The sequence below is a fragment of the Paraburkholderia panacisoli genome (assembly GCF_008369935.1).
GTDB lineage: Bacteria > Pseudomonadota > Gammaproteobacteria > Burkholderiales > Burkholderiaceae > Paraburkholderia > Paraburkholderia panacisoli.
This window is the reverse complement of record NZ_VTUZ01000063.1, coordinates 1-26,655: the sequence shown is the minus strand read 5'-3', so window position 1 is coordinate 26,655 and position 26,655 is coordinate 1. Positions and strand designations below refer to the sequence as shown.

Here is a 26,655-nt window from a genome sequence, read left to right as displayed (position 1 = left end):
GGCTTTTTCCGCCCGCTCCCCGGAGCCCGAGTAGAGGGCGTGCGCGTTGGCTGACGGTGGAGTTGACGAGGGCGCCAACAGCCTTTTGACTTGGTCTCTGGCGCTCGCGCCCGACTCCTTCTGTTGCCGGCCATCGTCGTTTCTGCTCTGGTTTCGCTGGCCGCGCAGGGCGGCCTGGCCGCGAAAGCTGGCGGGGCGAAAGTTGGCCCCGGCGTCATGCGGGTGGTCTTCTGGAGCGCATTGGCCATGGGCGCGTCCTCAGGCGTCGGCGCCTTATTCGGAGCGGTAGCCTGAGGCGCCGACGCCGTCCGAAGGGATATACCCGAGACAACGCTCCCGAAGCACAGTCGGGAAACGCTACAAGTGCTTACAAATCTTGCCGTCGCGACGTCCACCGGTTTGTCGGCTCCGGCGTTCTTGCTGATACACGTCAACGGAGCGCGACATGAATACCAATCTGACTTCCAATTTGCCGCAGCGCAGTCGTATCCACCCTCTGGTTGCCGGTGCGGCTGTGGCCGTCATCCTGGCCAGTGCGACCGGCATCGCTGCGATGACCGGCATTCTTCCGACGTCCCGAGCCACGACCGCGCCTTCCACTCCGGCGGTACCGGTCGTCGCGCAGACGGCCAGCGCGTCGCTTGCATCGCCGCAACCAGATGCCCAGCAACACGTCATGCGGGAGGAAGCGCCAGTCCAGCCCCGTGTGCATCATCATCGGACCAGCCCGGTGGAGCAGGCTCCCAGGTATTCAAACAACAACGCGTATCAAAACGCGGCGCAACCCGCACCAAGGCCGGTCGCGGTCGACCCAAACGCTGGCGAAGTTGTCGCCATCAATACAGTTAAGGAATCCGAACCGACAACGGGTCTCGGCGTCGTAGGCGGAGCTGTCGCTGGAGGCCTGCTCGGAAATCAGGTTGGGGGAGGACGTGGTCGTGTTCTTGCAACGATTGCTGGAGCGGTTGGCGGTGGATTGGCGGGCAATGGCATCGAGCACGCAGTACGCAAGGCGACGAGCTACCAGGTACAAGTCAGAATGCAGGATGGCAGCTACCGGAATTTCAACTACTCGACGCAGCCGCCGGTCCAGATGGGCGAGCGTGTTCATGTGTCCGGCGACTCACTGGCAGCGTCGTAAGCAGAGTCAGAGCCTCGGCTAAGCCAACGGTGTTGTGAACTCGCGCATAAAATCAAGCGGCGATACCCGTGCACCTACGAAGAACTGCCTATCGATGGCATCGTCGAGTTCTGGAGTTGAAATCGAGGAAGCCGTACGGGTCCGCCGGCGGCGTGCCCGGGATGGTGAAGGCAATGTCCTGAGTGTCGCCCGGAAGCTGCTCGACGCGGAGCGCGACCGGCTTGCTGGCCGTGAAGCCCACCCCGAAGAACTCGACCCTGTCGGTGACGTCAAGGCCCTGCGCCGTGCCGAAATATTCCCGCGTGGAAAGCCGGGCGCCAGGTGGTGGGTGTGGGGTCGCGCAGGCTGCGCAGAGCGCCGACAGGAGGAACGCGGTACCGGTTGCGCGCAATTTGCGGACAATGCTCATGTGCACTGCTCCTGCTATCCTGGAAGCGCGAAGGAAGGTTGGCGCCTGAAAGCTACAGCTAGGGCAGCGAGTGTAGTGAAAAAATCAGGCACCAGTCGCACGCCGCCATCACACTCGAGTGTGACCGGCGCGCCGCACGAGTCGCAGTGCGCCAGCTCACCGTCGTGCGCATCATCCGCCAGATGGACCTCACCGGCTTGGCCGCAGGCCGTGCAGCGGTTGACGTACAGGACCCGCCCGTCGGTTGTCACTTTTCTGCTCCTTGCCGGTCTGCCCGGATGCGTGCTCTGTCAGGGCGGTGCCCGGTTGGGTCCGCCAGGTCCCGTGTTGTTATTTGGCGAGCTGGCAGGTCTTGGAATCAAAGCCAAGCGTCATGTTCTTCGTCACGTTGGGTATGACAGCCATGGGTTCGTCCGGTTTTCGGTCTAGATAGGTAACGACGATGGAGCGGCCATGGAACACAATCGACCGCGGCATGATGCGGTCGCCAAGGAAGACAGCGTTGGTCTTACTGCAGTCACTGAATGCCACCGCTACGTAGTTGAAAATGCCGCTACCGCCTGGTTCGTCCGCCAGGAATATCGCGGCAGCAGGCTTCGAGTCAAGCCGGCCACCGGCGGGCTTGCCGAACACACGCGTCACGTGCTGCGTCGCCGAGCCAGGTGCGGCCGGCACCGCTCGCTTGCCATTCGACAACTTCACGTCTTCGTTGTCGATGCGGAAGGTCGCATTCCTGTAGTCGACATCGACAGATCCAGCCAGGGCCCGGACGGCTACTAGCGCGAGGCAGGTCGCGATTGCGGCGGCGGTCAACTGCTTCCTCATAATTCATGCGCTCCGTCAGGAAACGTCTGCCGCGTAGTCGCGAAGTGAACGTTCCGAAGTTGTTGTTGTTCGGGCAGCCCGTGGTCAGACGCCGACGACGTGCTCGCAGAACCACTCGTTGAACGCATCGAAGCCCTGCACGGTTAGCCCGAGCCGGTGCGCATTCTCGCAGGCCCGCACCAGCATCCAGGACGCGGCTTCCTCGAGGTCGGCTTCGAAGTCGGGCGCATCGGCTTTATCGAAGTGGCTCAGCGCGGCGGCCACACAGCTCTCCGCGGCATTGAAGGCCTGGCGGTCCAGCGGCCGGCCGTGCAGCTTCGTGTGCGCCAGGTCGGCCGCATCGAACTTCCAGTCCACGCCCGTTGGCTTGCCGGCGTGCCGCAGCGCCTCGCCCAGTACACGTTCGGCCGCGCTGGCCAGGGTGATGGCCGAGGCGAAGCGATGGCGCTCCAGGAACGCGACGAGCGCCATCTCCAGCTGCTCGCGCGCAAGGTCGATGTGGTTGCAGGTTTGCGAGGTCATGCCCAGGCTCCAGGACGGATGTGGAGGTTCCAGTCTATCGCCGCCGTGGCGCGTGCAAGAGAAATACTGCTGCGTCCGCTGCCACGCCGTGAAGTTTCCGCGCCCCCGGAGCCGATAGACAACCTCGTAGGGCGGCAAGGCGCCTTTGTTCGACGCGCCCTCAAAGCCATGCCCGCGGTGCGGGACTCTTCCGGCTGGAAGATTGCACTGGCAAGTAACGAGACAACTGAGAGAAAAATGGAGGGTCCGGCTGCTCACCGCTCGCCCAGATTGCGAGCAGCCTTTTCGTCGGTACGACCAGATTGGCACTGCTTCGCATGTGGTTGCAACATGAAACGACGAGTTGTTTGCACGCACGGGCCATGCCGCTCTCACAATGGCCGGACGCAATGAGTTCGCCGCGTCGCATGCTCTTCTTGTTCAGGCCAAGTCTCTATTAACCGAGGCATGAAATCAGCGGCGGCGAACTGGACGCGGTTACGCAGCTCGATTGTCGAACCTCGGCGGTTCAATGGCCATGCCCGCCTCCGTGCCCGCCATGACCGCCCCATTGGCCATGTCCACCACCCCAGTAGCCGAAGCTGAACGACACCGGCGGCCCCCACCAGCCGGGCCAGCCATACCACGGGTAGGGGGGATAGTACGCAGGGTAGTAGGCGGGCGCGACGTACATGGGCGTCGGAGAGACATACGCGGGTTCACTCGGCGATGCGGGCGGGATGTTCTGGGCGTCGGAGCCGTTCGACAAGCCGTAGCCTTGAGCAGGGACTTCGTGCTGGGTAGCGACAGAAGGAACGGCGGGATAGTATCCGTATGGATAGTAGCCGGGAGGGACGTAGTAGCAGCCGGACAGCGCAAGCAGTGCAAAGGCGCTACCGGCGCGCGCCGTTGCCGGGAAGGGCTTCATGACATGCTCCTGTTCCGTCGCGACGCCACGATGCGATGCGGCGCGCACTTATGAGCATACTTCAGCGCTGGAATAGAGGGAACGGTGCGTGGATGGCCGGATGCCGGTCCGACCCCAACCGCGGCGCCTGAGGAGGAAGCAGAGTTTCGCCCAAAACTGTCCTTCGCCACTTCCTGCCAATTGAGTCCTTGCCATTCTCTGCACCGGTCAGGCGCTCGCTGTCGCCCTCCGCCTGCACCCTCTCGGGGACGGTGAATTGAGCGGCGAACAAAGGAAACACAAACCTGAGTGCCGCGTGCTAACGCTTCCGTGTGTCTGTGGTTCTTTCCTAGTTCGATCAGCAGTGCATCAGGACGTCGAGCCTGGCTGGGGCCAAGGCCAACCCTTCTTCTCGTCGGGCGCATCCCACTCAGCGGCCGGCGCGGCCTCGACCGACGCTTCGACCGGACTCGCTTCTTCAGCGGCGACGTGAGCCGGTTCGTCCGAGACGCTCCTTTTCATCTCGGGAAGCCCGGTCCCAAACCATCCCACCTTCTTCTGCATATGGGCGACATACTTCTTCCAGCCGTCAGGGTTGCCATCAAAAAGGTCGTGCTGAACGGTTGACGCAAGCGCATTGCGGTTGAGCTCTGTCTCGAGCAGTTCCTTTGGCCACAGGAAGAACGCGCTCGCGACGCGTGCGCTGAACTCGGCCACCGTCATTTTCGGGGCAAGCGCCCGGAGGTACCCGAAGTCCTGCAACGAATCCTGTTCCTTCGCAAGTTGAGCCACCAGCGCATCGGGCCGACCAGTCTTGGTCAGACAGCTCAAAGCTTCGAGCATGTCCCCGAGGTGAAGTAGCAAATCTCGTCTATGAAATCGGTCGTCCATCGCGCATCTCCTTTCATTGCGTTCATGTTCGATGATACGTGTCTCGTGGGGACATCCACCGACCGCGTTGTGCGTGGTCCGCCGACCGGAATGGTCGACAGACGACGAAAGCGCAGGTCGTCCGCATGAGCCCGTCGTCTGGCTCAATTCATCCCAGAGGTCTTGTATCGCGCGCCGCTGTGCAATGGACAGGGCACTCATATTGTGAAACATTCCCGGCGCAATTCCCGCAATCCAGGCGTCAAATGCCAAGCGTCTAAAGTGACGGTTTGGTGTCACACCACCTGTCGGAAACGCCAATTGTTCAGAGCATTCTCCTCTGTTAAAAACGTGTGCGTGTGCGGCGGTCCACCGTCGCGTTTTACAACACATCAGTCTTTGAATAGGGTCAGGAAAATGGCAACGGGTACCGTGAAGTGGTTTAACGACGCAAAGGGTTTTGGTTTCATCACGCCGGATGAGGGTGGCGAAGACCTGTTTGCTCATTTTTCGGAGGTGAAGGCGGAGGGCTTCAAGTCTCTCAAGGACGGGCAAAAGGTGAGCTTCGAAGTCAAGCAAGGTCCGAAGGGCAAGCAGGCGGCAAACATACAGCCAATCTGACACCTCACCGAACTCGCTGTCGCGTAGGGACCGGTCCGCCGAAGCGGACCAGTCCTTTTCAACAACGCGCCGTGACACGGTCTTCCCGGGTGTGCTGGTTTCGGACGTGAGCCGGATAACAAACGTGGGTGGACATCACGTGCGCCGGAATGAACGACCAGCGCACACGAGAAGAGGGCTTGTCCGATAGCAGCCATAGCGCGGTGTGGCCAGCGGTCAGCTCGCCGCGCGGCGCGACCACGTCGGGTTCAACGTTTCTTCAAATGATTGGTTCGGGTGGCCAGGTCGCTCGGTGTACCGGAACGCGACGTGACCCTTTGGCGCGCAGGAGTTTTCGTTCCGAAGAGTACGGATTGTGAGCGCCTTTCTGACCATCTCGACGCGGACGTCGCGCGGCTATGCGCAGGTGAAGCGTAGGCCGCAGCATGTCATGGTGGTCCTCATCGGACGCGAGCTCGCGAGTGATTCGGCTTGTCGCCACTCACCGGCGCCCCGGTCGGGTCGCGTGCCGGGCCCCTGCCATTGGCCGGCATCACGGTCGAAATGGCATGTTTGAATACGAGTTGCACGGCGGCTGGACCAGACTCCAGCAGAACGGCAAACTGGTCGAAGGCGGCCAGTTGACCACTCAGTCTGATGCCGTTCACGAGGAACACATTTACGGTGGTCTTGTCCCTTACGAGCGTCTGCAGAAAGTCGTCTTGTACGCTGGGCGGGCGGTCATGTTCTGAGGTCAATGGGATAGGTCCTTCGATTGTGCCGGCGATAGCTGAAGCCGCCAGCCGGACCAGAAGACGTGTGCTACTGCGACTCGATGGCGTCGAGGCGCGCTTCCGCTATTCTGTCCGGGTGTTGGTCGTGGTACGCGTCGAACTACTGTGAGCATAACTGAGCAGGTGAAGCCCCGTCAGCCCGGGCGCCAGATAGTGTTCACGGAAACAGTCACGCGTGCGCTCTAATGGCGCCACCCGCGATGTCCGTAGTAGCCACGGCCGTAGCACCCGCGGCCGTAATACCCACGTCCATAGTAACCAGGGCCGTAGTAACCGCGGCCGTAATAGCCTCGATATCCGCCGTACCCCTAGGGATAACGATAGTATCCGGGCGAGGGGCGCGGTCCAAGTATCACCGGCGGCCCGTAGATGACGGGAGGCGGCGCATAAATAACCGGCGGACCGACATACACGGGGCCCGGCACACCAATGCCGACGCCTACAGACACGTCGCCCGCCTGCGACTGGCGGTCCGCCTGGCACGCCTTACCCGTGGCGTCAGTGCTCGCTCGGCCTGATGGCAGGGTCGTTTTCCACCACTTCATGGGTCGCTGACCAGTACGGCTGCCGGTTGTAGCAGCTGTACGTTGACTCTCCCCACTTCGCATCTGCCATCGTCGGCCAGTGGTCCTTGTCGAAACCCGGGTCGTCCTTGAGGCGCTGTGCGGCAATGTCGACGACGAAGCACTTCTCGTTCGTATCGAGGGTCAATGCACCCCATGGGATGGCATGCAGGTTAGAACCCATTCCGAGGAAACCGCCCTCAGAAAGTACTGTGTAGGCGATGCGACCGTTGCGGACGTAGAGCATGATGTCTGAAATTTTCCCCACATGTTCGCCATCAGAGGACATGACCCTTCGCCGATACCACCGCCGACGATGTCAGCTCCGCGTCGGGTGTCACCTTGCGGGTTGATTGAGCCCCCCTCAATGTGTTCAATGCCTCAGAAATCGGCTCTGGTGAAAACACCTACGCCTTTAACCTCAAAACGTCTTTGACTGTCTTTCGAAGCGAAACTAAACTCTTTTGCAACGAAAGATAGGAAACTAGGCTACATGCTCCCAAGCAAAAGTTCTTTGAAGCGCAGGCTGCAAATTGTCGAGCTGGTTCGAAAGCGTGGGGAGATTTCTGTCGAGGAGCTGAGTCAGGTCTTTGATGTTTCAAGTGTCACGATTCGGACCGACCTGACCTACCTTGAACAGCAACGGTATCTCATCCGTTCGACGGGGAAGGCGCGCTATGTTGCGCAAAAGGCCGGCGTGAATATCCTTGTTCCGGTAACGGACGAGGCGGCCCGAAAGGCCTCGGAGACAGTGATTGCGCGGTTCGCGGCGGAAACTGTCGGCGACCACCAGTCAGTGATGATGGGGGCCGGCGTGATCGTCCACAAGATTCTGCCGTTTCTTTCAGACCGCTCGAATCTTGCTCTAACGGTGCACGATACGGATATGGCTCAGACCGCACAGCGCTTTCTCCACTGCGAACTCACACTCACAGGTGGCCAGCTGGAACACGCGACTGTCATGACTGGCCCTGATGCGGAGGCGATGGTGGCGCGACGTTCGATTGACCTCTGCTTCCTCGAGGCGACCGGGCTGGACCGCGAGGGAAACCTGATGTGTGATGAGCCGGCAGTGGCTCGTGTGTTTCAAGCGGCTCAGAGTGCGGCGAGCCGAACGATAGTTGTGGCCTACCAGCCGCATCTAAGTGAGCGCGAAGGCGAGATTTTCGCAAACCTCCGCGACATCGACGCGCTGCTGCTGGACGATGGAGTAGCCCCGCCGACCATGGACCTCATGCCGAAACATGGTCTTCAGCTTCACCGCCGGGAGAGCGGCATCCTGGAATACCGAAGAGACGCCCGATAGACCTGAGAGAACCTCGAAGAAGCTTGAATGATTTTGAAATCAGGCAAATTCGACAAGTTGTTTTTATAAGCATACCTAATAGTGTGCTCATATTTTGACTTGGTTATAGCTATGGAACGCCATCGAAAGGCGGTCCATTTTTCCAACGATCGCAGCAAGCTGCGAAAATCTCGTCGGCTGCGCGGAAGTTCAAACGAAATTCGCCATGGCTAACACTCAACTGCGCAAGTCCGGCTTCATCCTCACGATGGGTGAAATCCTCGTCAAAATTATGGCAACGAAACCCGGTCAGTCGTTTCGTCAACCCGGAACGCTCGTCGGGCCCTATGCGAGTGGCGCGCCCGCAATTTTTATCGACCAGGTCGCAAAGGTCGGCAGCCCTGGTGCCATGATTGGTTGCGTCGGTGATGATGACTTCGGTGCGCTCAACGTTGAGCGGTTGCGCGCAGATGGGGTGGACGTTTCTGGAATCGCCGTCATCAAATCGGCGACTACCGGAAGTAGTACGTGTATGCCCTGAAACGCGGGGCGCCGGTGAACGCTGACGCCCTTGCGAACCCCAAGGTGACACATCATGCAACAAGCTGTCTCTTCGGCTGCGATGCCTGCCGCTCATGCCGGCGGCCTCGACCAGAAAGGCGCGTCTTCGGCGCGTTGGCTATCGGGAGGGCGTATTTAAGGGCAATCCGCGCGAGCCGAGGGACTACAAACGCTCGACGTGGCGCTGACCGCTGCGTAGGTGCGTCACGTGTTCTCAAAAAAGCACAATTGGCCCGGTGCCACGCCGACAGGTTCTCATCGCCCGGCAAGGAACTGCGCGAGTTCGTGGAGGCCAGCATCTGGCTTCATGCTCTCAGGCGCTCGGAGTAGTATGGTCATACACACCTGACCACCAGGAGGGGAGACCATGATTACCTGTCAGCAATGTGGTGGCCAAGGAAAAATCAAGTGCGAAAAATGTGGCGGGACGGGAGAGGTACAGATAACCGAAATCGAGACTGTTTCAGACATGTCTCGCACGTCTAACACCATCACGTGCCTAAAATGCGCCGGAGAGCGCTGGCAACTCTGCACACGATGTTACGGTTCCGGAGAAGTCCATGATAACGAGACCTCCGAAATTTTCGACCCCGAAGGCCGAGATACTTGACTTCCTCAGGAGAACGCCGGGAAGACTCAATTGGCAGTTGCAAGTGCGATAGAACTATTGATGTATGGGCCTATCGCATACCCCCTTCTTTCTAGTAAAGGGTAAGGTGGTGGCGATTCCTGACCTGGGGCCCCCGCCGTCGTTCTTACGCTGCCGGCGGCCAGCCGTGTGTTTCGCTCTGGCAATCGCGACACCACGCATAGAGCGCGTCGTACATCACCATGCCGTGCGAAAGCATCTCATGGTCGTTCTCAAAGATTCGCGATAGGCCGAGAGATAAGGCCAACAAACCCGGTGCCTGCGCAGCCAGGTCGAGGCGCGCGGTATCCGCGCCACGTACGATTACTGCGAGCGCGGCCAGCGCAGGGTCTGTCAGGTGATACTCCGCCAGGAAAGTGTCGAAACTGCAAAGCTCGCCAACGTGAGTCAGTTTTACGGCAGGAATATCAAACGGAATTGCACCCTCGCGCTCCGCGACGACCAGCACCTGGTCCGCTGGCACAAAGAGAAATTCCGGCGACTTGTCGATGAACCTGTGGACGAGCCGCGGGCAGGCAATGCGGTCAATTTTCGGGCGCTCGCGCGTAATCCATTTCATGTCACCCTCCGCGCGGGAAGTGCGGCTTGCATTCTCTGAGCCGCGTTATTCCAGTTGACAAGGCTAAATAGCTGATTGACGTAATCGCCGCGTCTGTTCTGATACTTCAGGTAGTACGCGTGCTCGAACACGTCTAGCACGAGAATGGGCTGAATGCCCCAGGCTGTGAGCTTTTGATGGTTCTCACACTGCAGGACCATGAGCTTCGCGGTCGCTGGATGGTAGCCAACGATGCCCCAGCCAGACGCTTCCACGGCAACGGTTGCCGCCACCAGTTGCGCCTTGAACTTCGTGTACGCCCCGAAATTTCTGTCGATTGCCTTTGCGAGGTCTCCCTTCGGTTCGCCGCCTTTGCCCGATACAGTGGTCCAGTAAATCGTGTGAAGGATGTGACTCGACAACTGAAACGCGAGTTCTTTCTCATAAAATTTCACGAGCGAGAAGTCATTCGACTCTCGCGCTTTTACTAATCCATCTTCGGCTTTGTTCGCGGCGACTGCTGCCGGCTTATGGTGAAAGTTGTAGTGCAGTTCAACGGTGCGCGCGTCAATGACCGGTTCAAGCGCATCGTAGGCAAATGGCAATGGCGCTGCGGCGTATTTGCCGTCCGCGTCTGTCAGCTTATCGATGTAACCGGCGTCCTCTGCGGCATGTGCAGTTTGTGCCTGGGCCAGCATGATTCCCGCCCCAACAGCAGCCGAGTTGTACAGGAAGTTACGACGTGTTGCCATGATTGCTTTCCTCGCAGACTGCGCACACGTCCACCGTTAGATGCCGTGTGAGTGAATGAGCGGGTAGACAACAAGACCAAACAGGGCCGCCGCGACGACAATGACCGGCTCCTGCAATTTCTTGAAGCGCCACAGAAGCAGCACGGTCGCGACGGCCAGGGTCACAGTGGGAACGTCAATGAGCGAACGCTTTGCGATAACCAGTACGGAGCCCGTGATGGCGCCGACGGCGGCGGCCGTGATGCCGTCAACGAAAGCCTTGACAGCCGGCAGCTTGCCGTATTTTTTGAAGTACGGCGCCGGCAGAACCGTGAACAGATAACAGGGCAGGAAAGTCCCCAGCGCTGCGACACAAGCGCCCGAAAAACCCGCGACCAGAAATCCGATGAAGCCGACCGTGATGACGACCGGGCCAGGCGTAATCATCGCGACGGCAACCGCATCGACAAACTGACGCTCATTCAACCAATGATGTTCCGTGACCACGCCTCCATACAGGAACGGCACGATGGCAAGACCGGAACCGAAGACGAATGCGCCGGCTTTCGCGAAAAACAGTCCTATCTGCCCGAGCAGCGGCAGGTCCAGGCCGCTGAGCACGCCGCTCAGCGTCGGCAGATAACCCGCCGCAATTCCATTCACGGAGCCTTTGGTGAGCCACTTCGGTGGAGCGCGCCTTAACCACCCGATAACTCCCGCTGCAATGAAGAGCCACGCAATCTCGGACTCCGTGATGAACGTGACTGCGGCCAGCGTCAGGAAAATTCCCCACAGGAGCTTGTCCGAGCCGACTGTCTTTGTCGTCAGCTTGTAGGCGCTCATCGCGATGATGCCGACGACAGCCGCTCCCACACCATAGAACACCGCCTGCATCCACGACAGGCCACCAAAGTGCGCATACGCCCAGCCGAGCGCCACCACCATCAGAAACGAAGGGATGACGAACGCAATTCCGACGAGGGTGGCGCCCAGCACCCGGAAGTGCACATATCCGAGATAGATGGCGAGTTGCGCGGCCATCGGGCCCGGCGCCAGTTGCGCCAGCGCTATTCCTTCCTTGTAGTCTTCTTCGCTAATCCAGCCCAGCCGTTCAACGAGGTCGCGGCGCATGTAGCCGGCCAGGGCGACCGGGCCGCCGAAGCCAACGGTGCCGAGACGCAGCATGTAGCGGACGAGCTGGCCCAGTGTATAAGTGGGCGCGACGTGTGTGGCGGTGCTCATGGACGCTTCCCGGCGTCAGTCTTCCCAGATGCGGCAAAGTGCGCGAGCAGCGAATCGAGGACGTTGCTCATCTCGGCGAGCATTTCGTCGTCGGTCAACGCGCGCGCTTTTGCCCCAGCCATCACAGCTTCGAAGCCAATGGCTTCTGGCACAACCGGACCGCCAATATCGAGCGCGTGTACCAGCGCGCCCAGCTTGAGCAGCCCCGGTTCGTCGTCAAGGCCGAAGCTGGCTACCAGCACCTCGAAACTCACGCGGTCGCCGATGTGTGTGAACGCAGCGCCGTCGAAGTCAAAGCCCAGCGCATCGTCCGGGCACTCGCTCGGCGACGCGAGCCACAGGAAGCGTGCCCGCGAATCGATAAAACGCCGGATAAGCCACGCGCTGGCAACACGGTCGACCCACAGGCGTTGACGCGTTGCCCACGTCCGGCCCTGATGGTCTTCGCGAAGCAGTACGGCAATCGCACCCTCGGCCTGATGAGGTTCTCCCGGCGACAGTACGGTGTTGGTCAGCGCGACGAAGTCCTGCCAGGTGGCCTCGGCCCGTGTCGATGCCTCGTTGCGGAAAAAGTCGATGCTCGAAATTGCCTCGAAATCCTTGCCGACACGGCGCAATAGGCGGGTGATTTCAGCAGGAGAGAGGTCCGACAGGGTTTTTCTTGCGTCCGCGAGCGACCGCGCGAAGGCTGCGTACTCGTCGGTTCTGTCGAACAGGGACTGGAATTCGGCCTCCTGGTCCGCTCCCCGGCTAGAAGTGCGGACGACGTGGGCCGCTCCTCCGGCCTCCCCGATACTTGTTCCAAGCTCCAACAGTTCGGCTTCTGCGGCATCGGTCGCAGGCAGCAGATAGACCCCGTCCCGTAAGACAGCACAACCTTTGGCCTTGAGAGCGCGCCAGAAGCGCATCCGGGCCGTTGAGTTATCGGTCGGCAACGTCAACACGAGGAGAAGCCAGTCGTTCAGTAAATTCATGTTGTATACGTTACAACAAGGTAGAGAATTCTACAACATCCAATTCTGAGCGAAAGTTGGGACTGGCGGGACTGGAGCGGTTCCGACCTGGGGTCTTCGAAACTGGCTAGAAGAGGACTGGGGACCGACGGCCGCAGTGACGAACCAATGCCCGACGGCGCGCGTTTCGGATTGGCGTGCAACCGTCCGCTCAGCTTACGAAAGGTTACAGGAGACGCTTCGCCGTTTCACCTGCCGCTCGCTCCCTCATCTACCATCAAATTCGGGGATGTATCGGACCGCTCAGGCGGACTGTTTAAGTTGAAAGGAAGAGCATCGTGAAACGCGCGCTGGTTTTATCCGCTTTGGGAATTTGTTGTGCCTGCGCATCGGGGCTGGCGTCGGCGCATGCAGACGTCAATGTCTTTCTCGGCGTGCCCGGTCCGGTATATGTAGCGCCGCCTCCCGTGGTCTATCAACCGCCTCCAGTGGTCTATGCGCCCGCGCCTGTCTATCGCTACGGATATCAGGGCGAATACCGTGATGAACGTCGTCGGCATGACAACGGCAAACACAAGGGCTGGTACAAGCATCACAGGGACGATGACGAACAATAAATCGTTGCGTAATCGTTATCTGATGTCACGCAGGGCTCGTAACGGCATCGACCGTGCCCGGTCAGACACACCGCTCGGCCGTATCCAACTAGAAGGCGCGCTTCCGGCGCGACCCTCCACCGACGGCCAGAGCGCACAGGGTCAGCAAACAGAACCCTGCTCCCGCGTAGAACGTCGCGCCGGCCCCCAAGCGGTCCCACAACTGGCCTGCGACGATGCTCGCCACAAGTATCGCCAGACCGCTCATCAAATTGAAGAAACCGAACGCGGTGCCTTTCAGGTCCGGCGGTGCCGTATGCGCAACCATGGTTGCCAGCAGGCCCTGCGTGAGCCCCATATGCAGGCCCCACAACGCGACGCCCAGCAGTAGGACCGGCCAGTGGTTTCCATGCGCGAGTACGACATCTGATGCAATGAGTACCACGAGTCCGATGGCCAGCAGTCTGGTGTGGCTCATCGAGTCGGCGAGTTTTCCAAACGGATAGGCCGACACCGAATACACGAGATTCATCGCCACCATCACAAGCGGCACCAGCGCAATCGGTACGCCGCCTTGCATCGCGCGCAGGACGAGGAATGCCTCGCTGAACCGCGCGAGCGTGAATACCGCCCCGATGAACACCACCCACCAATAAGAGCGGCTTAGCTTCTTCAGGCTTTCGAGCCTCATCGGGTTGACACGTTTCGCGTCCGAATGGTGCGCCGGTTCATTGACGCCAAACACCAGCAACGCCACCGCGACGAGCCCCGGAATCACAGCCACCCAGAATACGAGACGAAAGTTGTCTGCCCACAGCAGCATCAGCCCGACGGCGAGCAACGGTCCGAGAAACGCGCCGATCGTGTCGAGCGATTGTCGCAAGCCATAGGCGGCGCCACGCAGGTGTGGGGGCGTGATATCAGCTACGAGTGCGTCGCGCGGCGCACCCCTCACACCTTTCCCGATTCGGTCCGCGACGCGCGCCGTCAGGACGATGCCCGCCGTCGGCGCGAGCGCAAACAAGGGCTTGCTCAACGCGCCCATACCGTATCCGATGACCGCCAGCCATTTCCGGTTGCCTAGATAATCGCTTAGCGCACCGGAGAACATTTTCACGATGGGCGTAGTCGCTTCCGCGACACCTTCAATCAGGCCCACCACCATCGCGCTCGCGCCCAGACTCGCCACCAGGAACATCGGCAGAAGGCTGTGAACGACTTCCGAAGAAATGTCCATGAACATGCTGACGAAGCCGAGCATCCAGATACCACGTGGGATTTGGCTAAGTGTGCCGGCGCGCGGCGTGGAATTGGTCTGCATCTTTTCTCGATTCCGGAGTTCGCCACTAACGCGACGTACGCTCGACTACCTAAGTAGCGTAACCGAACTTCGTAGCCAGGTCGTTCAAAGCCACCGCTACGAAATCCCAAGCCTGCTCGGCATGCAGGTCACTCCGTTGGGCTGGTCCGTGTTCAGACGGCCTGACGACGAACGCGGTCCTCGCGGTTTCGCTACGGAAACTACGACGGGTGATTGTGGCCACAACCATTTCTAGACCGAGTTACCGGTCAAACTCCTTGGTTTGCTCGGCTTCTTCAAACTTCTTGCCCAGACCTGTTGGCACAAGAATCAGAGACCGGTCCGTCGGGTCATAGTTTGCGGCCAACTTGAACGCTTCAGAAATGATTGCTTGCACGTCCTGCCGGATGAGGTGTCCCACCTTTGGAGGAGCCCGGCGCGCGCCTTGCCTGGCGGCAATGCTGCAGACTTTGTGTTTGTTAGAAGGATATCGAGCCCGTTCGATAACCGATTGCTGCAGACTTTGTTTCCTCGAACGTGTCTCCGCGACAACGGTGTTTCAGCGCTTTCGAGGACGTTTTGCTGCAAACTTAGTTGTTACGGCATAGCCCGCCTTTTCATTTCAGCGCGCAAGCAACGAGACGGTCGCGATACCCAGAATGGTCATCACCAGCGACGCCCCGACATGAATGGCGATCTCTCCCGCCGCCCAGCCGAGCCGTCCGTCCTGCAGGCGCTGCACGACTTCCGCCGAGAAAGTCGAGAAGGTCGACAGACCGCCCATCAGACCCGTAATCACGAAAAGCCGCCATTCCGGCGCGAGTTGCGGCGCGCGCGCGAATCCCGCGACCGCGACGCCGATTACATAACCGGCGATCACGTTGGCGGCGAGCGTGCCGAGCGGCAAGCCGCTGAAAAGTCCGTTCAGACGGAAACCGAGAAACCAGCGGAACAGCGAGCCGAGCGCGCCGCCGACGGCGACAGCGAGAAAGGACCAATACATGGGAGCAAACCTGGCAAAACCGGGTGGACAAGCCGGGCTGTACGGGCGACGCGATGCCGCGTCCGTAGTCATCCGGGCGTAGCAGGCATCATCAGCCCCGAGGGCGGTTAAGGGAGAATGCCATCTCCAGCGCGAAAGTCTAACATCCGCGGGAGCATGTGGGGACAGGTCCGCACGCTTTGGGCCGCAGCGCGCGCACCGGCTTCGTGATATTCCGCCAAAGTGGCACAGGCGCCACCTGATCGGACTTTGAGGGTTCGCTGTGCGCGGCCCGCTCGAATTCGGCGGGCTCACGGCGACTGGGTGCGTGCGCTGGAATTGGCGCGCGGTCGACGGACTCCCGTGGAGCAGGCGCGACCGGACGCCTGTCCTTTACTCCGACGTCGCCGAAATCCTGTGGATCGACAGATCCGCGCCGTTGTACTCCTCTTCCTGATCGAGCCGCAGACCCACCGTCAGGCGAATCACGCCGTACACGAGCGTGCCGCCGAGCGTCGCCACCACGATGCCGCCGAGCGTGCCGAGCAGTTGCGAGCCGAGCGACACGCCGCCCATCCCGCCGAGTGCGCGCAACCCGAAGATCCCCGCCGCGATGCCGCCCCACGCGCCGCACAGGCCATGCAGCGGCCACACGCCGAGCACGTCGTCGATGCGCCAGCGGTTCTGCACGCACGTGAACATATAGACGAACAGCGCACCCGCGATGCCGCCCGTGACCAGCGCGCCGAGCGGGTGCATCAGATCCGAGCCGGCGCACACCGCCACCAGGCCGGCCAGCGGACCGTTATACGTGAAGCCGGGGTCGTTGCGGCCGGCGAACCAGGCGGTCAGCGTGCCGCCGACCATCGCCATGAGCGAATTGACCGCGACGAGGCCGCTGATCTTGTCGACCGTTTGCGCGCTCATCACGTTGAAGCCGAACCAGCCGACGGTCAGCACCCATGCGCCGAGCGCGAGAAACGGAATGTTCGACGGCGGATGCGCGGCAATACCGCCGTCGCGGTGATAGCGGCCGTTGCGCGCGCCCAGCAGCAGCACGGCTGGCAACGCGATCCAGCCGCCGAATGCATGTACCACCACCGATCCGGCGAAGTCGTGAAACGGCGCGCCGAACACCTGCGTGAGCCAGGCCTGGATGCCGAAGCGGTTGTTCCACGCAATTCCTTCGAAGAACGGATAGATGAAGCCGACCAGCACGAAGGTGGCAAACAGCTGCGGGTTGAATTTCGAGCGCTCCGCGATGCCGCCCGACACGATGGCCGGAATCGCGGCGGCGAAGGTCAGCAGGAAGAAGAAGCGCACCAGCGCATAGCCGTTGTGCGCGGCGAGCGACTCGGCGCTGCCGAAGAACTGCACGCCGTACGCGATCGTGTAGCCGATGAAGAAATACGCGATCGTCGAGACCGAGAAATCCACCAGGATTTTGACCAGCGCATTGACCTGATTCTTCCGGCGGACCGTGCCGAGTTCGAGAAAAGCGAACCCCGCATGCATGGCCAGCACCATGGCGGCGCCCAATAAAAGAAAGAGCGTATCGGTCCCGGTTTTCAGACTTTCCATCGATGTGTCCCGCTTATGCCAAAAAAGCGGGCATTGAATGCAAGAAGCGGGCCAAATTCGTGCCCATACGCGTCGAGCAGGTGCAAATCGGCACCGGGATGGGATTTGACCGCGCCCCATGGAGCAGCGGCGTTGGTGTCGGCTGAATGGCGCGGTGCATGAAAGCACAATTAAAGTGCATACTGAGCCGCGCGCGGCAGATGTGATCCAGATAAGGGCACAATATTCGATTTTAATTACATTTCATTCAAAATCCTGACGTCAGGCGTGCGTTCGCCGCGCGGCGGGCGGGCGTCTTTGTCTTCTTTGGCAAACCCCGACATAATGGGCCGACTTTTCCGCCCGATTCGCCGGCCCACGACCTCCGATGCGCACGCATGAGACTGACCACTAAAGGCCTGCTGCTGATCGCGATTCCGGCCGTCTTCGAACTGGCGCTGTTGTCCGGGCTGGTCGAGGCGCAGTCCGACGCGGCGCAGGCGGAGCGCTGGGCCCTCCATAGCGGCGACGTGCTGCGCCAGACCGCCGCGGTGGTCGATCCGGTGCTGAGCGAATCGGTGGCGCTGCGCGGCGCGGTGCTCGCCGACAACGCGCGCTTCGCCACGCCGGTGGCGGTGTGGGTGGACGTCGACCGGCGTATCGATCGTCTGGCCGAGCTGGTCGCCGACAATCCGGCCCAGGTCGAGCGGGTGGTGCAGATGCGCCAGGCGGTGCAGGCGTACCGGCAATGGTCCGACCGGATTCAGGACCTGCTGCGTTCAGGGCGGCGGCACGATGTTCTCGACCGTTTCAGCGATCTGGGCCGGGCCGACGTGCTCGATCGTTTCCGTCAGCAGGTGCTGGCATTCCAGGCCGAAGAGCGCCACCTCGACACGCTGCGCTCCACTGCCGCCAGTGTCGCGCGCGAACGGCAGCAGAGCTTGATCATCGCGGCTGCGGTCGGCTCGTTGCTGTTCGTCGCGCTGGCCGTGTGGCTGTTCACGCGCGGCGTGCGCGGGCGTCTCGCGCGCCTGTCCGACAACGCCGGGCGTCTCGCGAGCAACGAGCCGCTCGCGCCCTTCAGCCCGGGCCGCGATGAAATTGCTCGCCTCGATCTGACCTTGCACGAGACCAGTCGGCGCCTGCTCGAAGCCGAGCGCCTCGAGGCGCGCTTCCGTGCGGATCTCGCGCGGCGCGCCGGCGAACTCGCGCAGATCAACGAGACCTTGCGGCAGCAGACCCAGGACAACGAGATGTTCATCTACAGCGTGTCGCACGATCTGCGGGCGCCGCTGGTGAATCTGCAAGGCTTCTCGAAAGAGCTGACCCGCGCAGGCGACGAACTGCGCACGGCGGTGCGCGAGTCGTCGCTCGCCGCCGGAGCGCGACGGCGGATCGAGCGGGTGATCGACGAGGACATCGGCGAGGCGCTGCATTATCTGCAGACGGCCGTCTTGCGTGCGTCGCACATCATCGACGCGCTGCTGCGGCTGTCGCGGGTGGGGCGTATCGAATACCGCCGGCAGAAGGTGGAAGTGCGCGACGTCGTGCAGCGCGTGGTCGATGCGATGCAAGGCTCGATCCGGGCGCGGCGCGCTCACGTCAGCATTGGCGACTTGCCTGCGGTCTGGGGCGACGCTACCGCGCTTGAACAGGTGTTCGCGAACCTGGTGGGCAACGCGGTGAACTATCTGGACCCGACGCGCGCGGGCAGGATCGAAATCGGCACGACGCCGGCGCCGCCGGGCGTGCATTCGTTACGCATCTTCTATGTGCGGGACAACGGCCTGGGGATTCCGGCAGTTGCTCTGCCGCGGCTCTTCAACGCGTTCCAGCGGCTGCACGGCAACGCGACCGCGGGCGAAGGAATCGGCCTTGCGCTCGTGCGCCGGATGGTGGAGCGGCATGGCGGACGCGTGTGGGCCGAGTCGAAAGAAGGGCAGGGCGCGACGTTTTATCTGTCGCTGCCCGAAGCGGGTGCGCGGGCCGAGGAAAGCGCCGGCGTTGCGATCCTTGCAACCGAGCGCGACGCTCGGACGAACCAGCCAGGCCGCGACCGCGCGAGCGCGAGTGGCAACCCGGCCGCGCATTCCGCCGATGCCGGCCCCGGCGTGGGCATGCGGTAGATTCGCCAGGGGCGGGCGCCGCTCATTGCCCGGCAAAGAGCCGCCGCGGCTTGAGCAGCCTGCTGCCGCGAATCCACCAGTAACAGGCGCAAGCAATCAGAATCGCGACGCCCGTCAATACTTCGAGCGGTGCGGCGTGCACGCCGGGCAGGCCGTCGATTGCGAACAGGCCGCGCACGACGATCAGCAGCGCCGCCCACAGCGAGCACGCAGCCTGCACCAGCATGCGCGTGCCGGTCAGACGCCGCGCGCGGTTGTCACGCGACCAGTTGGCCGGCGTGCGCGCGCAGAAAAAAGCGATTGCCATCAATGCGATGGCGAGAATGACAATCCAGTTGGTCAGTTCCATCGAAGCACACTCCCAAGTCAGCCACGACTATAGGAAGGTGTTCCGCTGCGAACTATCGGACGAATCTCAAACGCGGATTCTTATCTTTCAATCAGGCGAGCGCCGTTGGCCGTGAGGGCCTGGCGCTCGCCGTCGAACCCGGCGGCGATGGCTCAGAGTTCGATCCGAGTGCCGAGCAGCACGAGGAACTGGCGCAGCCATTCAGGGTGCGCGGGCCATGCGGGGGCGGTGACGAAATTGGCGTCGGTGACGGCGGCGTCGACCGGGATGTCGGCGTATTCGCCGCCCGCCAGTTTCACTTCGGGCGCGCACGCGGGGTACGCGGAAATGCGCTTGCCGCGAATCACGTCGGCGGCGGCCAGCAGTTGCGCGCCGTGACAGACGGCGGCGATCGGCTTGCCCGCTTCGGCGAATTGCCGCACCACGTCGATCACTTTGGGATTGAGCCGCAGATATTCCGGCGCGCGGCCGCCGGCGATCGCGAGCGCGTCGTACTGGCGCGGATCGGCGTCGTCGAACGAGGCGTTCAGCGTGAACTGATGCCCGGGTTTTTCCGTGTAGGTCTGGTCGCCTTCGAAATCGTGGATCGCGGTTTTCACGCGATCGCCCGCTTTCTTGTTCGGACAGACCGCGTCGACGATATGGCCGACTGCCTGCAGCGCCTGAAACGGCACCATTGTTTCGTAATCCTCGGCGAAGTCGCCGGTGAGAAACAGAATCTTCTTTGCCGCCATCGAATGCCTCCAGTTGATCAACGGAACACACTGAATCCAGCTTGACGCTCATCGACGCTCATAAGCGCCCAAGCAGTCTACTCCATCGCGTTTGACAGAACCGCGACGGATCGCAATGGGTGCGATCGAAGGTGGCGGTGCTTGCCGCGAATGCGGTTTCAGGTGGCCGTCAACGCGGGCATGTGCAGCAACGGCGTATGATGAGCGCGTTTTCGCACACGCAAGCCGCTCGACACGGCTCAACTTCAGACATGACTTCATCCGTTCATTCTTCATTGCTGCGCCGCGCGGCGTTCGTGGTCCTCGTGTTCGGCGGCCTGGCCGCGTGCCAGAAGAACGACGCGTCGGCCGGGCAGGCGGCCGGCAAGCTCAACGACGCCGCCCAGGCCGCCGGCCAGAAGCTCGATCAGGCGGCGAGCTATGTCGGCCAGCAGGTCGACGCGACCAAGGCCGCCGCGCAGCAGAACCTCGAATCCGCGTCCGCGCCGTCGATCACGATCGACCCCAACGCGCTTGCTTCGACCGCGCAGGCCAATCTGCAAAACGCCGCGAGTTCGGCCAACGCGCAGCTCGGCAAGGCCGCGTCGCTCACCGGTCAGAGCCTCGAAGCGGCGGGGCACAAGCTGCAGCAGTGGTCGGCGCAGAACTCGGCGTCGTCGGCGAACGCTTCCGCTTCGTCGTCGGCCGATTCCGCCGACGCGCAAAAGCAGATGGACAAGTGACAGGCACGCCGGTCCCGGCAGCAGTTTGACAGCTGGATTAAATGTAATTAACATGGTTACACATTGTCGTCGCCGGACGGGTTTGCTGTGAATACGAGTAGCCGGTTTGCATTTGCGGTGCATGTGCTCGCGCTGTTGTCGCTGCAGGAGGGCGTGCCGCTTTCGTCGGAGATGATCGCGGGCAGCGTCAACACCAATCCCGCGCTGATCCGGCGGCTGCTCACCATGCTGGCCGAGGCGGGTCTCACCACGTCGCAGCTCGGCTCGGGTGGCGGCGCGCTGCTGGCGCGCGCTCCGGGGCAGATCAGCTTGCTCGACGTGTATCGCGCGGTAGACGATGCGCAGTTGTTCGCGCTGCACCGCGAGGAGCCGAATCCGGCGTGCATGGTCGGGCGCAATATTCAGGGTGTGCTGCGCGGTATCATCGACGAAGCGCAGGAGGCGATGGAGGCATCGCTCGGCGCGCGCACGCTGGCCGACGCCACGGCGGACCTGGTGCGCGCGGAGAAGCAGCGGATGCGCAAACGGCGTTCGCAAGGATGACGCAGCAGTCAAGCAGCATGGGAAGGCGCGTGTTCAGCAGTTGCAAGCCGCGCGCCTGAAAACGGACGGGGCCCAGGCCTCTTTTCTTTTCGCCAGATATGTAATCAATATGGTTACATATAAATCAATCACCGGAGTAGTGAAATGAGTCAGCAACTGAAGATCGCCTTGTTCGGCGCGACCGGTATGATCGGTTCGCGGATCGCCGCAGAAGCGGCTCGTCGCGGGCATCAGGTGACAGCGCTCGCGCGCAATCCAGCACGCGTGCCCGCTGACGTCGCCAACCTGACGGCGGCGCAGGCCGATCTGCTCGATGCCGCGAGCGTCGGCGCCGCGGTGCGCGGTCATGACGTGGTGGCGAGCGCCTATGCGCCGCCGCAGGACGATCTCGCGACGCTGAGTAAAGCGACCCATGCGCTCGTCGAGGGCGTGCGCGCCGCGGGTCTGAAGCGTCTCGTCGTAGTGGGCGGCGCCGGTTCGCTCGAAGTCGCGCCGGGCAAGCAACTGGTCGATACGGACGGGTTTCCGGACGCGTACAAGCCGATCGCGCTTGCGCATCGCGATGCATTCGACTACTACCGCGGTATCGCCGATCTCGACTGGACCTTCTTTGCGCCGGCCGCGCTGATTGCGCCGGGCGAGCGCACCGGCACGTTCCGCACGGGCGCGAGTACGTTGCTGGCCGACGCCGAAGGCAATAGCCGCATTTCCGCTGAGGACTACGCGATCGCATTCGTCGATGAGCTGGAGCAGGGCCGTTTCGTGCGTCAGATCGCGACGGTGGCTTATTGAGGCTGGCGCAGGCGCGTGTAGCGGGTAGCGGGTAGCGTTGGCGTGGTTGCGCAGGAATGCAACTGAGTTGATGAGCACATTGTCGACAAGGATGCGGTGAGGCGGCGGCGTTATAGTGCCGCTTCGCCGCTTCGCCGCTTGGCCGCTTCGCCGCTTCGCCGCTTCAGCCCTTCAGCGCTTTCACCACCCGGCGCAAGCGCCCTAACATTCGGTTACGCATGTTCGGTCGCGCCCGATAAAACTACGGCTACACTGGCGTCTCCCGTTTTCCTGCGGATTGCCATGCAGTCATGCCCGTCGCGGCGTGAGTCCGAGGCTACGCCGTCCAACGGCGGCCAGCCGGCGACTCGCGCCACTCTTCATTTTTCCTCAGACCAGCCAGGCTCTGGCGAACGCGCCAGCTTGTGCGCGCGAATCGTCGCGCGTCTCGGCGCATGGGCCGCCGCGTTCTGCGTCGCGTTGCTCCTGTGCGTGGGCTGGATGCCCGCGCAAGCGCAAGCCGCCGGCACCGCGACCAGCACGCCGGTGATTCCGGCTTTGCAAAGCCTGATCAACAGCGCGACGGTGACGACCACACCCGCGTCCGCCGCCTCGGGCGCGTCGGCGGCCGACGCGGCGTCCGCGCCGTCGCCGGCAAGCCAGGCCGAACTGGCGCGCTCGCTCGACAGCGTGATCGCCACGCTCGACAACGATCGCCAGCGCAGCGCGCTCGTCAGCCAGCTCAAGAAGCTGCGCGACGTGTCGCAGAACATCGCGCCGGCCGCAGCCGCGCCCGCCCAGCCGAGCCCCGGCCTGCTAGGCGCAATCGCCTCGGGCATCGCGTCGTTCGAATCCGACGTGCACCAGGGCCGCACACCGGTGCGCTACTGGGGTGGGCGCTTGAATGCGGCCGCCAACGAGCTCTACACGATCATTACGAGCCAGGGGCGGGAGAGCTTCGGCAACGTTCTGCTCTCGATGCTGGCGATGCTGGCCGGCTGGGGCGCGTGCGCCGGCGCGTTGATCTATCTGCAACACCGGCTGCACCGGCGCTTCGGCATCGTCATGGGGCTGCATCCGAATCCCACCACGCGCGAACTGCTGATCTTCGCGCTGCGCCGCGTCGGGCCGTGGATCATCGCCTTCGTCGCGGCGCTGCTGTTCGTGCGCGCGATGCCCGACGCGCTCGGCCGAACGCTCGGCATGGTGGTCGCGTATGCAATCGTCGCGGGCGCGGTGTTTTCCGCGATCTGTCTGATCATGTTCTCGCTGTTCGGATCAGGGCATCGGCGCATCGCGGTGCGCCTCCTGATCGATCACGCGCGCAAGGTGCTGTTCGCAGTCGGCGTCTGCGGCGCGCTCGGCGACGCGGCCGTCAATTACGACGTCGCGCATCAGCTTGGCACGAACCTCGCCGCGCTGATTTCGACGGTCGCCAACATGACGGCCGCGGTGCTGACGGGCTACTTCGCAGTGGCGTTTCGCCGGCCGGTCGCGCATCTGATTCGCAACCGGCCGTACGAGCAGCGCAACCACCACAAGGCCGCGACCGATGCGTTCGACCTGCTCGCCGCGCTCTGGCACGTGCCCGTGCTGGTGCTGGCCACGGCGTCGGTGGTCGCCACGCTCGGCGGCTCGGGTTCCAGCGAAAACGTGCTGCAGATTTCAGTCGTGACCGCGCTGATGCTGGTGCTGGCGTTTTTCCTGTCGGCCATCGTGCTGCGCATGACGCGTCCGCGCAGCGCGCGTGCCCGTCGCCGCTCGCCATATCTGACCCGCCTGCTGCGCTTTTTCGGCACGCTGCTCACGCTCTTCATCTGGCTGTTCTTCTTCGAGCTCGCGGCGCGTTTGTGGGGCGTGTCGCTTGCGGCGATGGTCGAGAAGAACGTCGCGGCGCGCGGGATCGCGCATGCAGTGACGGCGATCGTCGCCACCGTGTTCATTGCGTGGCTGCTGTGGATTCTGGTCGATACGGCGATCACCGAGGCGCTCAACCCGGGCAGTCCGCGCAACAAGGCGCGCAGTCCGAGCATGCGCGCCCGCACGATGCTGCCGCTCGTGCGCAACGTGCTGCTGGTGTCGATCATGACGATCGCCGGCATCGTCACGGCGGCCAATCTCGGCATCAACGTGACGCCGCTGCTGGCGGGCGCGGGTGTGATCGGTCTCGCGATCGGTTTCGGCGCGCAGTCGCTCGTGACCGATCTGATCACGGGCCTGTTCATCATCATCGAAGATACGATTTCGGTCGGCGACTGGATCGATGTGGACGGCGGCCATGCGGGCACGGTGGAACATCTGTCGATTCGCACCGTGCGTCTGCGCGACGGCCAGGGCGCGATTCACGCGATTCCGTTCTCGCAGATCAAGATCGTCAAGAACCTGTCGCGCGACTTTGCCTATGCGGTGTTCGAAGTGCGGATGGCGTTCTCCACCGACGTCGATCAGATCACGCAACTGATTCGCGAAGTCGGCGCGGATCTGATGGCCGACTTCCGCTACCGGCGCGAGATGCTCGGGCCGATCGAGGTGTGGGGGCTGGACCGCTTCGATCCGAACTGGATGGTCGTGAAAGGGCAGATCAAGACGCGGCCCTTGCAGCAATGGAGCGTGGCGCGCGCGTTCAATCTGCGGCTCAAACTCAAAATGGACGAAGCGGGCATTGAGATTCCGGTGCCGCAGATGCGTGTCTACACGTCGTCGAAGGATAGCGAGGGGCAGCCGTTGCAGGATGACGAAATGTCCGGGTTCGTCGCGCATCCGCACGAGCAGGTGATGCGCCCGGTCGAAGCAGGGCCGGCGACGCGGGCCGCGCATGCGCCGCTTGCGGTGGCGCGCGATGTGTCGCACGAGCCGCGTCCGGCGCCGCCGCCGACCGGGCAGACCGCGCCGATTCCGCCGCAGATTCCGACGGCGGGCGAAGGAGGGGGGAAGGGGTGATCAGGCGGGGTGCGTGAAAATCCGCGGCTGGCGCCCCGGCGACGAACCCGGTCAGACGAGTGCCGTTGCGTCCACCGCGCGAACGATGTCGTTCACATGCGTCGTGATCTGCGCGCCCGGCACGCCGTAAATATGCAACGAGATGGCGGGCGCCTCGCTGCCATTGCCCAGCCGATGAATCCCGCCGCGGCCGCCGCGCACGAACGACACCGCGCCCTGGCGGCGCGTCTGCGTGCGCGTGGCGCTTGCGCAATGCTGCGCGCCGTTCCATTCGAAGATCGTTTCGGTCAACTTGCCCTCCAGCACCGCGTAGCCGCACCACGTGTGGTGCGCGTGCACGGGGCTCGCCTGGCGCGGCTGCCACACCAGCGCGGCGATCGCGTAGCGGCCGTGCGGATCGGCGGCGAGCAGGTGGCGGCGGTAGGTTTCGGCCGAACCTTCGCGCTGCGCCGGTGTGAGAAACGCCGGGTCGGCGGCCGCTTCGGCCAGCGCGATGCGCATGCTGCGCGCGAAGAAGGTCGAGTCCGACGGCTCGGGAAAATGCACGCAGGCTTCGAAGATCGCGTCCAGCGTGTCGCACAGGCGAGCGAGCGGGGCGCGGTGGCGCGGGCGCTCGCGGCCGCTCGAGGACCGGTACGATTGGGCGTCGGCGGACGTTTGGGCTGCCTGCGCGAGCGGCGCATGAGACTCGGGGAGACGGTCGAACGAGGTTGCGCGGAGGCCTTGGCTCATGGTCTTGGCGCAGCGGCATCGCTGCTTATCGGTTGTTTTCGGACAACGATATTTATACCCGTTTGACCGGAGAAAGAGTTTCCATATAATTCCCCTCGAAACCTGAAAAGTAGAATAATTTCCTATGGGGGTGACATGATGGGAATGGATATCATCGACCGGAAGCTGCTCGAGCTGCTGCAGGACGACGCGACCATGCCGATCGCCGAGTTGGCGCAGCGTGTGAATCTGTCGCAAACGCCTTGCTGGAAGCGGCTGCAGCGTCTGAAAGAGGCGGGCGTGATTCGCGCGCAGGTGGCGCTGTGCGACGCGCGCAAGCTCGGCGTGGGCACGACTGTGTTCGTCGCGGTGCGCACCAACCAGCATACCGAGGCGTGGGCGCAAACCTTCACGCGCGCCGTGCAGGACATTCCGGAAGTGGTGGAGGTGTACCGGATGAGCGGCGAGACCGATTACCTGCTGCGCGTGGTGGTGTCCGATATCGACGACTACGATCGCGTTTATAAACAGTTGATCGCTGCTGTGCCGCTGTATGACGTGAGTTCGAGCTTCGCGATGGAGCAGATCAAGTATTCGACGGCGTTGCCGGTGCGGCCTTCTGCGGTGACCTAGTGTCGTGAGTTAGAAGTTCGTTGAATCAATTCCCCGTTCTTTCCGGAATGACAAAGTGCTGATTAAAAAGTCGTTCGGACTCGCGCAGTCCTTCTTCCGTAAAGATCACGGACTTCGTC

Annotated in this window: 27 protein-coding genes, 1 pseudogene and 1 riboswitch; of the genes and pseudogenes, 11 read left to right on the top strand and 17 right to left on the bottom strand. The window is 62.4% G+C overall.

What is annotated here, in order from left to right:
• The first annotated feature begins 445 nt into the window (after nucleotides 1-445).
• Complete coding sequence (locus tag FVF58_RS45700; protein WP_149676153.1) at nucleotides 446-1,141, top strand: glycine zipper 2TM domain-containing protein; 696 nt, start codon at nucleotides 446-448, stop codon at nucleotides 1,139-1,141.
• 88 nt (nucleotides 1,142-1,229) lie between these two features.
• On the opposite strand, the gene FVF58_RS45695 is transcribed toward FVF58_RS45700, so the two are convergent.
• The 5 genes from FVF58_RS45695 to FVF58_RS45670 all read right to left on the bottom strand — a co-directional run bounded on the left by FVF58_RS45695 (nucleotide 1,230) and on the right by FVF58_RS45670 (nucleotide 4,674).
• Nucleotides 1,230-1,550: a hypothetical protein gene (locus FVF58_RS45695; RefSeq protein ID WP_149676152.1), complete on the bottom strand. Its 321-nt coding sequence runs from the start codon at nucleotides 1,548-1,550 to the stop codon at nucleotides 1,230-1,232.
• A gap of 330 nt (nucleotides 1,551-1,880) precedes the next feature.
• Nucleotides 1,881-2,363, bottom strand: coding sequence for a hypothetical protein (locus tag FVF58_RS45685; protein ID WP_149676150.1), 483 nt, complete (start codon nucleotides 2,361-2,363; stop codon nucleotides 1,881-1,883).
• Between the two features lie 96 nt (nucleotides 2,364-2,459).
• Nucleotides 2,460-2,897 (bottom strand): hypothetical protein, encoded by a 438-nt coding sequence (locus FVF58_RS45680; RefSeq protein WP_149676149.1) that lies wholly within the window; start codon nucleotides 2,895-2,897, stop codon nucleotides 2,460-2,462.
• 508 nt (nucleotides 2,898-3,405) lie between these two features.
• Nucleotides 3,406-3,804 carry a hypothetical protein gene (locus FVF58_RS45675; protein WP_149676148.1) on the bottom strand — a complete coding sequence of 133 codons (399 nt, stop codon included), beginning with the start codon at nucleotides 3,802-3,804 and terminating at the stop codon, nucleotides 3,406-3,408.
• 348 nt (nucleotides 3,805-4,152) lie between these two features.
• Nucleotides 4,153-4,674: a hypothetical protein gene (locus FVF58_RS45670; RefSeq protein ID WP_149676147.1), complete on the bottom strand. Its 522-nt coding sequence runs from the start codon at nucleotides 4,672-4,674 to the stop codon at nucleotides 4,153-4,155.
• Between the two features lie 396 nt (nucleotides 4,675-5,070).
• On the opposite strand from FVF58_RS45670, the gene FVF58_RS45665 reads away from it, so the two are divergent.
• Complete coding sequence (locus tag FVF58_RS45665; protein ID WP_149670884.1) at nucleotides 5,071-5,274, top strand: cold-shock protein; 204 nt, start codon at nucleotides 5,071-5,073, stop codon at nucleotides 5,272-5,274.
• Between the two features lie 440 nt (nucleotides 5,275-5,714).
• Here FVF58_RS45665 and hfq read toward each other — a convergent pair whose 3' ends face one another.
• Nucleotides 5,715-6,011: an RNA chaperone Hfq gene (gene hfq / locus FVF58_RS45660; RefSeq protein WP_149676146.1), complete on the bottom strand. Its 297-nt coding sequence runs from the start codon at nucleotides 6,009-6,011 to the stop codon at nucleotides 5,715-5,717.
• Nucleotides 6,012-6,545: 534 nt separating this feature from the next.
• Nucleotides 6,546-6,979 (bottom strand): annotated as a pseudogene (locus FVF58_RS45650) (PRC-barrel domain-containing protein).
• Nucleotides 6,980-7,103: 124 nt separating this feature from the next.
• Between FVF58_RS45650 and FVF58_RS45645 the strand changes: the two are divergent.
• Nucleotides 7,104-7,916 carry a DeoR/GlpR family DNA-binding transcription regulator gene (locus FVF58_RS45645; protein WP_149676145.1) on the top strand — a complete coding sequence of 271 codons (813 nt, stop codon included), beginning with the start codon at nucleotides 7,104-7,106 and terminating at the stop codon, nucleotides 7,914-7,916.
• Nucleotides 7,917-8,121: 205 nt separating this feature from the next.
• A complete protein-coding gene (locus FVF58_RS45640; RefSeq protein WP_246217520.1) occupies nucleotides 8,122-8,436 on the top strand; it encodes a PfkB family carbohydrate kinase in 315 nt (104 codons plus the stop codon).
• Between the two features lie 775 nt (nucleotides 8,437-9,211).
• On the opposite strand, the gene FVF58_RS45635 is transcribed toward FVF58_RS45640, so the two are convergent.
• From FVF58_RS45635 to FVF58_RS45620, 4 genes are read right to left on the bottom strand one after another with little or no spacing between them, the layout of a single operon-like run.
• Nucleotides 9,212-9,664 carry a chromate resistance protein ChrB domain-containing protein gene (locus FVF58_RS45635; RefSeq protein WP_149676144.1) on the bottom strand — a complete coding sequence of 151 codons (453 nt, stop codon included), beginning with the start codon at nucleotides 9,662-9,664 and terminating at the stop codon, nucleotides 9,212-9,214.
• Nucleotides 9,661-10,395, bottom strand: a complete 735-nt coding sequence (locus FVF58_RS45630; protein ID WP_246217519.1) for a superoxide dismutase — start codon at nucleotides 10,393-10,395, stop codon at nucleotides 9,661-9,663. Before FVF58_RS45630 ends, FVF58_RS45635 begins: the two co-directional genes overlap by 4 nt.
• A gap of 36 nt (nucleotides 10,396-10,431) precedes the next feature.
• Entirely contained in the window at nucleotides 10,432-11,616 is a 1,185-nt protein-coding gene (locus FVF58_RS45625; RefSeq protein WP_149676143.1) for a chromate transporter, read from the bottom strand.
• Entirely contained in the window at nucleotides 11,613-12,590 is a 978-nt protein-coding gene (locus FVF58_RS45620; protein WP_149676142.1) for a chromate resistance protein ChrB domain-containing protein, read from the bottom strand. The genes FVF58_RS45625 and FVF58_RS45620 overlap by 4 nt, the downstream gene beginning before the upstream one ends.
• 317 nt (nucleotides 12,591-12,907) lie before the next feature.
• Here FVF58_RS45620 and FVF58_RS45615 point away from each other — a divergent pair, with 317 nt between their 5' ends.
• Complete coding sequence (locus FVF58_RS45615) at nucleotides 12,908-13,186, top strand: hypothetical protein (RefSeq protein WP_149676141.1); 279 nt, start codon at nucleotides 12,908-12,910, stop codon at nucleotides 13,184-13,186.
• Nucleotides 13,187-13,274: 88 nt separating this feature from the next.
• On the opposite strand, the gene FVF58_RS45610 is transcribed toward FVF58_RS45615, so the two are convergent.
• From FVF58_RS45610 to FVF58_RS45590, 3 genes are all read right to left on the bottom strand, one after another.
• Nucleotides 13,275-14,486: an MFS transporter gene (locus FVF58_RS45610; protein WP_149676140.1), complete on the bottom strand. Its 1,212-nt coding sequence runs from the start codon at nucleotides 14,484-14,486 to the stop codon at nucleotides 13,275-13,277.
• Nucleotides 14,487-15,087: 601 nt separating this feature from the next.
• The gene (gene crcB / locus FVF58_RS45595) at nucleotides 15,088-15,468 is read right to left on the bottom strand and encodes a fluoride efflux transporter CrcB (RefSeq protein ID WP_149676139.1); all 381 of its coding nucleotides are present in this window, start codon (nucleotides 15,466-15,468) and stop codon (nucleotides 15,088-15,090) included.
• A gap of 75 nt (nucleotides 15,469-15,543) precedes the next feature.
• Nucleotides 15,544-15,605: riboswitch (Fluoride riboswitch) on the bottom strand.
• Nucleotides 15,606-15,840: 235 nt separating this feature from the next.
• Nucleotides 15,841-17,028: an ammonium transporter gene (locus FVF58_RS45590; protein WP_149676138.1), complete on the bottom strand. Its 1,188-nt coding sequence runs from the start codon at nucleotides 17,026-17,028 to the stop codon at nucleotides 15,841-15,843.
• Between the two features lie 377 nt (nucleotides 17,029-17,405).
• On the opposite strand from FVF58_RS45590, the gene FVF58_RS45585 reads away from it, so the two are divergent.
• Complete coding sequence (locus FVF58_RS45585; protein WP_149676137.1) at nucleotides 17,406-19,133, top strand: sensor histidine kinase; 1,728 nt, start codon at nucleotides 17,406-17,408, stop codon at nucleotides 19,131-19,133.
• A 22-nt stretch (nucleotides 19,134-19,155) separates the two neighbouring features.
• On the opposite strand, the gene FVF58_RS45580 is transcribed toward FVF58_RS45585, so the two are convergent.
• Both FVF58_RS45580 and FVF58_RS45575 read right to left on the bottom strand, forming a co-directional pair.
• Nucleotides 19,156-19,482 carry a hypothetical protein gene (locus tag FVF58_RS45580; RefSeq protein WP_149676136.1) on the bottom strand — a complete coding sequence of 109 codons (327 nt, stop codon included), beginning with the start codon at nucleotides 19,480-19,482 and terminating at the stop codon, nucleotides 19,156-19,158.
• 152 nt (nucleotides 19,483-19,634) lie between these two features.
• On the bottom strand, nucleotides 19,635-20,216 hold the full coding sequence (locus FVF58_RS45575) for a DJ-1/PfpI family protein (RefSeq protein ID WP_149676135.1): 582 nt from the start codon (nucleotides 20,214-20,216) through the stop codon (nucleotides 19,635-19,637).
• Between the two features lie 251 nt (nucleotides 20,217-20,467).
• On the opposite strand from FVF58_RS45575, the gene FVF58_RS45570 reads away from it, so the two are divergent.
• The 4 genes from FVF58_RS45570 (at nucleotide 20,468) to FVF58_RS45555 (ending at nucleotide 25,192) form a co-directional block, all read left to right on the top strand.
• Nucleotides 20,468-20,938 carry a BCAL1086 family glycoprotein gene (locus FVF58_RS45570; RefSeq protein ID WP_149676134.1) on the top strand — a complete coding sequence of 157 codons (471 nt, stop codon included), beginning with the start codon at nucleotides 20,468-20,470 and terminating at the stop codon, nucleotides 20,936-20,938.
• An 87-nt stretch (nucleotides 20,939-21,025) separates the two neighbouring features.
• Entirely contained in the window at nucleotides 21,026-21,481 is a 456-nt protein-coding gene (locus FVF58_RS45565; RefSeq protein ID WP_149676133.1) for an Rrf2 family transcriptional regulator, read from the top strand.
• A 144-nt stretch (nucleotides 21,482-21,625) separates the two neighbouring features.
• Nucleotides 21,626-22,273: an NAD(P)-dependent oxidoreductase gene (locus FVF58_RS45560; RefSeq protein ID WP_149676132.1), complete on the top strand. Its 648-nt coding sequence runs from the start codon at nucleotides 21,626-21,628 to the stop codon at nucleotides 22,271-22,273.
• 282 nt (nucleotides 22,274-22,555) lie between these two features.
• Nucleotides 22,556-25,192: a mechanosensitive ion channel family protein gene (locus FVF58_RS45555; protein ID WP_149676131.1), complete on the top strand. Its 2,637-nt coding sequence runs from the start codon at nucleotides 22,556-22,558 to the stop codon at nucleotides 25,190-25,192.
• A gap of 51 nt (nucleotides 25,193-25,243) precedes the next feature.
• Here the strand turns inward: FVF58_RS45555 and FVF58_RS45550 are convergent, their stop codons facing one another.
• Nucleotides 25,244-25,924, bottom strand: a complete 681-nt coding sequence (locus tag FVF58_RS45550; RefSeq protein WP_149676130.1) for a cysteine dioxygenase family protein — start codon at nucleotides 25,922-25,924, stop codon at nucleotides 25,244-25,246.
• A gap of 138 nt (nucleotides 25,925-26,062) precedes the next feature.
• Here FVF58_RS45550 and FVF58_RS45545 point away from each other — a divergent pair, with 138 nt between their 5' ends.
• Complete coding sequence (locus FVF58_RS45545) at nucleotides 26,063-26,536, top strand: Lrp/AsnC family transcriptional regulator (protein ID WP_149676168.1); 474 nt, start codon at nucleotides 26,063-26,065, stop codon at nucleotides 26,534-26,536.
• Nucleotides 26,537-26,655 lie beyond the last annotated feature (119 nt).

What these genes read in the sequence shown, in the direction of transcription:
- FVF58_RS45700 (WP_149676153.1), top strand. Translation starts at nt 446, where the DNA reads ATGAATACCAATCTGACTTCCAATTTGCCGCAGCGCAGTCGTATCCAC.
- FVF58_RS45695 (WP_149676152.1), bottom strand. Translation starts at nt 1,550, where the DNA reads ATGAGCATTGTCCGCAAATTGCGCGCAACCGGTACCGCGTTCCTCCTG.
- FVF58_RS45680 (WP_149676149.1), bottom strand. Translation starts at nt 2,897, where the DNA reads ATGACCTCGCAAACCTGCAACCACATCGACCTTGCGCGCGAGCAGCTG.
- FVF58_RS45675 (WP_149676148.1), bottom strand. Translation starts at nt 3,804, where the DNA reads ATGAAGCCCTTCCCGGCAACGGCGCGCGCCGGTAGCGCCTTTGCACTG.
- FVF58_RS45670 (WP_149676147.1), bottom strand. Translation starts at nt 4,674, where the DNA reads ATGGACGACCGATTTCATAGACGAGATTTGCTACTTCACCTCGGGGAC.
- FVF58_RS45665 (WP_149670884.1), top strand. Translation starts at nt 5,071, where the DNA reads ATGGCAACGGGTACCGTGAAGTGGTTTAACGACGCAAAGGGTTTTGGT.
- FVF58_RS45645 (WP_149676145.1), top strand. Translation starts at nt 7,104, where the DNA reads ATGCTCCCAAGCAAAAGTTCTTTGAAGCGCAGGCTGCAAATTGTCGAG.
- FVF58_RS45640 (WP_246217520.1), top strand. Translation starts at nt 8,122, where the DNA reads ATGGCTAACACTCAACTGCGCAAGTCCGGCTTCATCCTCACGATGGGT.
- FVF58_RS45635 (WP_149676144.1), bottom strand. Translation starts at nt 9,664, where the DNA reads ATGAAATGGATTACGCGCGAGCGCCCGAAAATTGACCGCATTGCCTGC.
- FVF58_RS45630 (WP_246217519.1), bottom strand. Translation starts at nt 10,395, where the DNA reads ATGGCAACACGTCGTAACTTCCTGTACAACTCGGCTGCTGTTGGGGCG.
- FVF58_RS45625 (WP_149676143.1), bottom strand. Translation starts at nt 11,616, where the DNA reads ATGAGCACCGCCACACACGTCGCGCCCACTTATACACTGGGCCAGCTC.
- FVF58_RS45620 (WP_149676142.1), bottom strand. Translation starts at nt 12,590, where the DNA reads ATGAATTTACTGAACGACTGGCTTCTCCTCGTGTTGACGTTGCCGACC.
- FVF58_RS45610 (WP_149676140.1), bottom strand. Translation starts at nt 14,486, where the DNA reads ATGCAGACCAATTCCACGCCGCGCGCCGGCACACTTAGCCAAATCCCA.
- crcB (WP_149676139.1), bottom strand. Translation starts at nt 15,468, where the DNA reads ATGTATTGGTCCTTTCTCGCTGTCGCCGTCGGCGGCGCGCTCGGCTCG.
- FVF58_RS45590 (WP_149676138.1), bottom strand. Translation starts at nt 17,028, where the DNA reads ATGGAAAGTCTGAAAACCGGGACCGATACGCTCTTTCTTTTATTGGGC.
- FVF58_RS45585 (WP_149676137.1), top strand. Translation starts at nt 17,406, where the DNA reads ATGAGACTGACCACTAAAGGCCTGCTGCTGATCGCGATTCCGGCCGTC.
- FVF58_RS45580 (WP_149676136.1), bottom strand. Translation starts at nt 19,482, where the DNA reads ATGGAACTGACCAACTGGATTGTCATTCTCGCCATCGCATTGATGGCA.
- FVF58_RS45575 (WP_149676135.1), bottom strand. Translation starts at nt 20,216, where the DNA reads ATGGCGGCAAAGAAGATTCTGTTTCTCACCGGCGACTTCGCCGAGGAT.
- FVF58_RS45570 (WP_149676134.1), top strand. Translation starts at nt 20,468, where the DNA reads ATGACTTCATCCGTTCATTCTTCATTGCTGCGCCGCGCGGCGTTCGTG.
- FVF58_RS45560 (WP_149676132.1), top strand. Translation starts at nt 21,626, where the DNA reads ATGAGTCAGCAACTGAAGATCGCCTTGTTCGGCGCGACCGGTATGATC.
- FVF58_RS45555 (WP_149676131.1), top strand. Translation starts at nt 22,556, where the DNA reads ATGCAGTCATGCCCGTCGCGGCGTGAGTCCGAGGCTACGCCGTCCAAC.
- FVF58_RS45550 (WP_149676130.1), bottom strand. Translation starts at nt 25,924, where the DNA reads ATGAGCCAAGGCCTCCGCGCAACCTCGTTCGACCGTCTCCCCGAGTCT.
- FVF58_RS45545 (WP_149676168.1), top strand. Translation starts at nt 26,063, where the DNA reads ATGGGAATGGATATCATCGACCGGAAGCTGCTCGAGCTGCTGCAGGAC.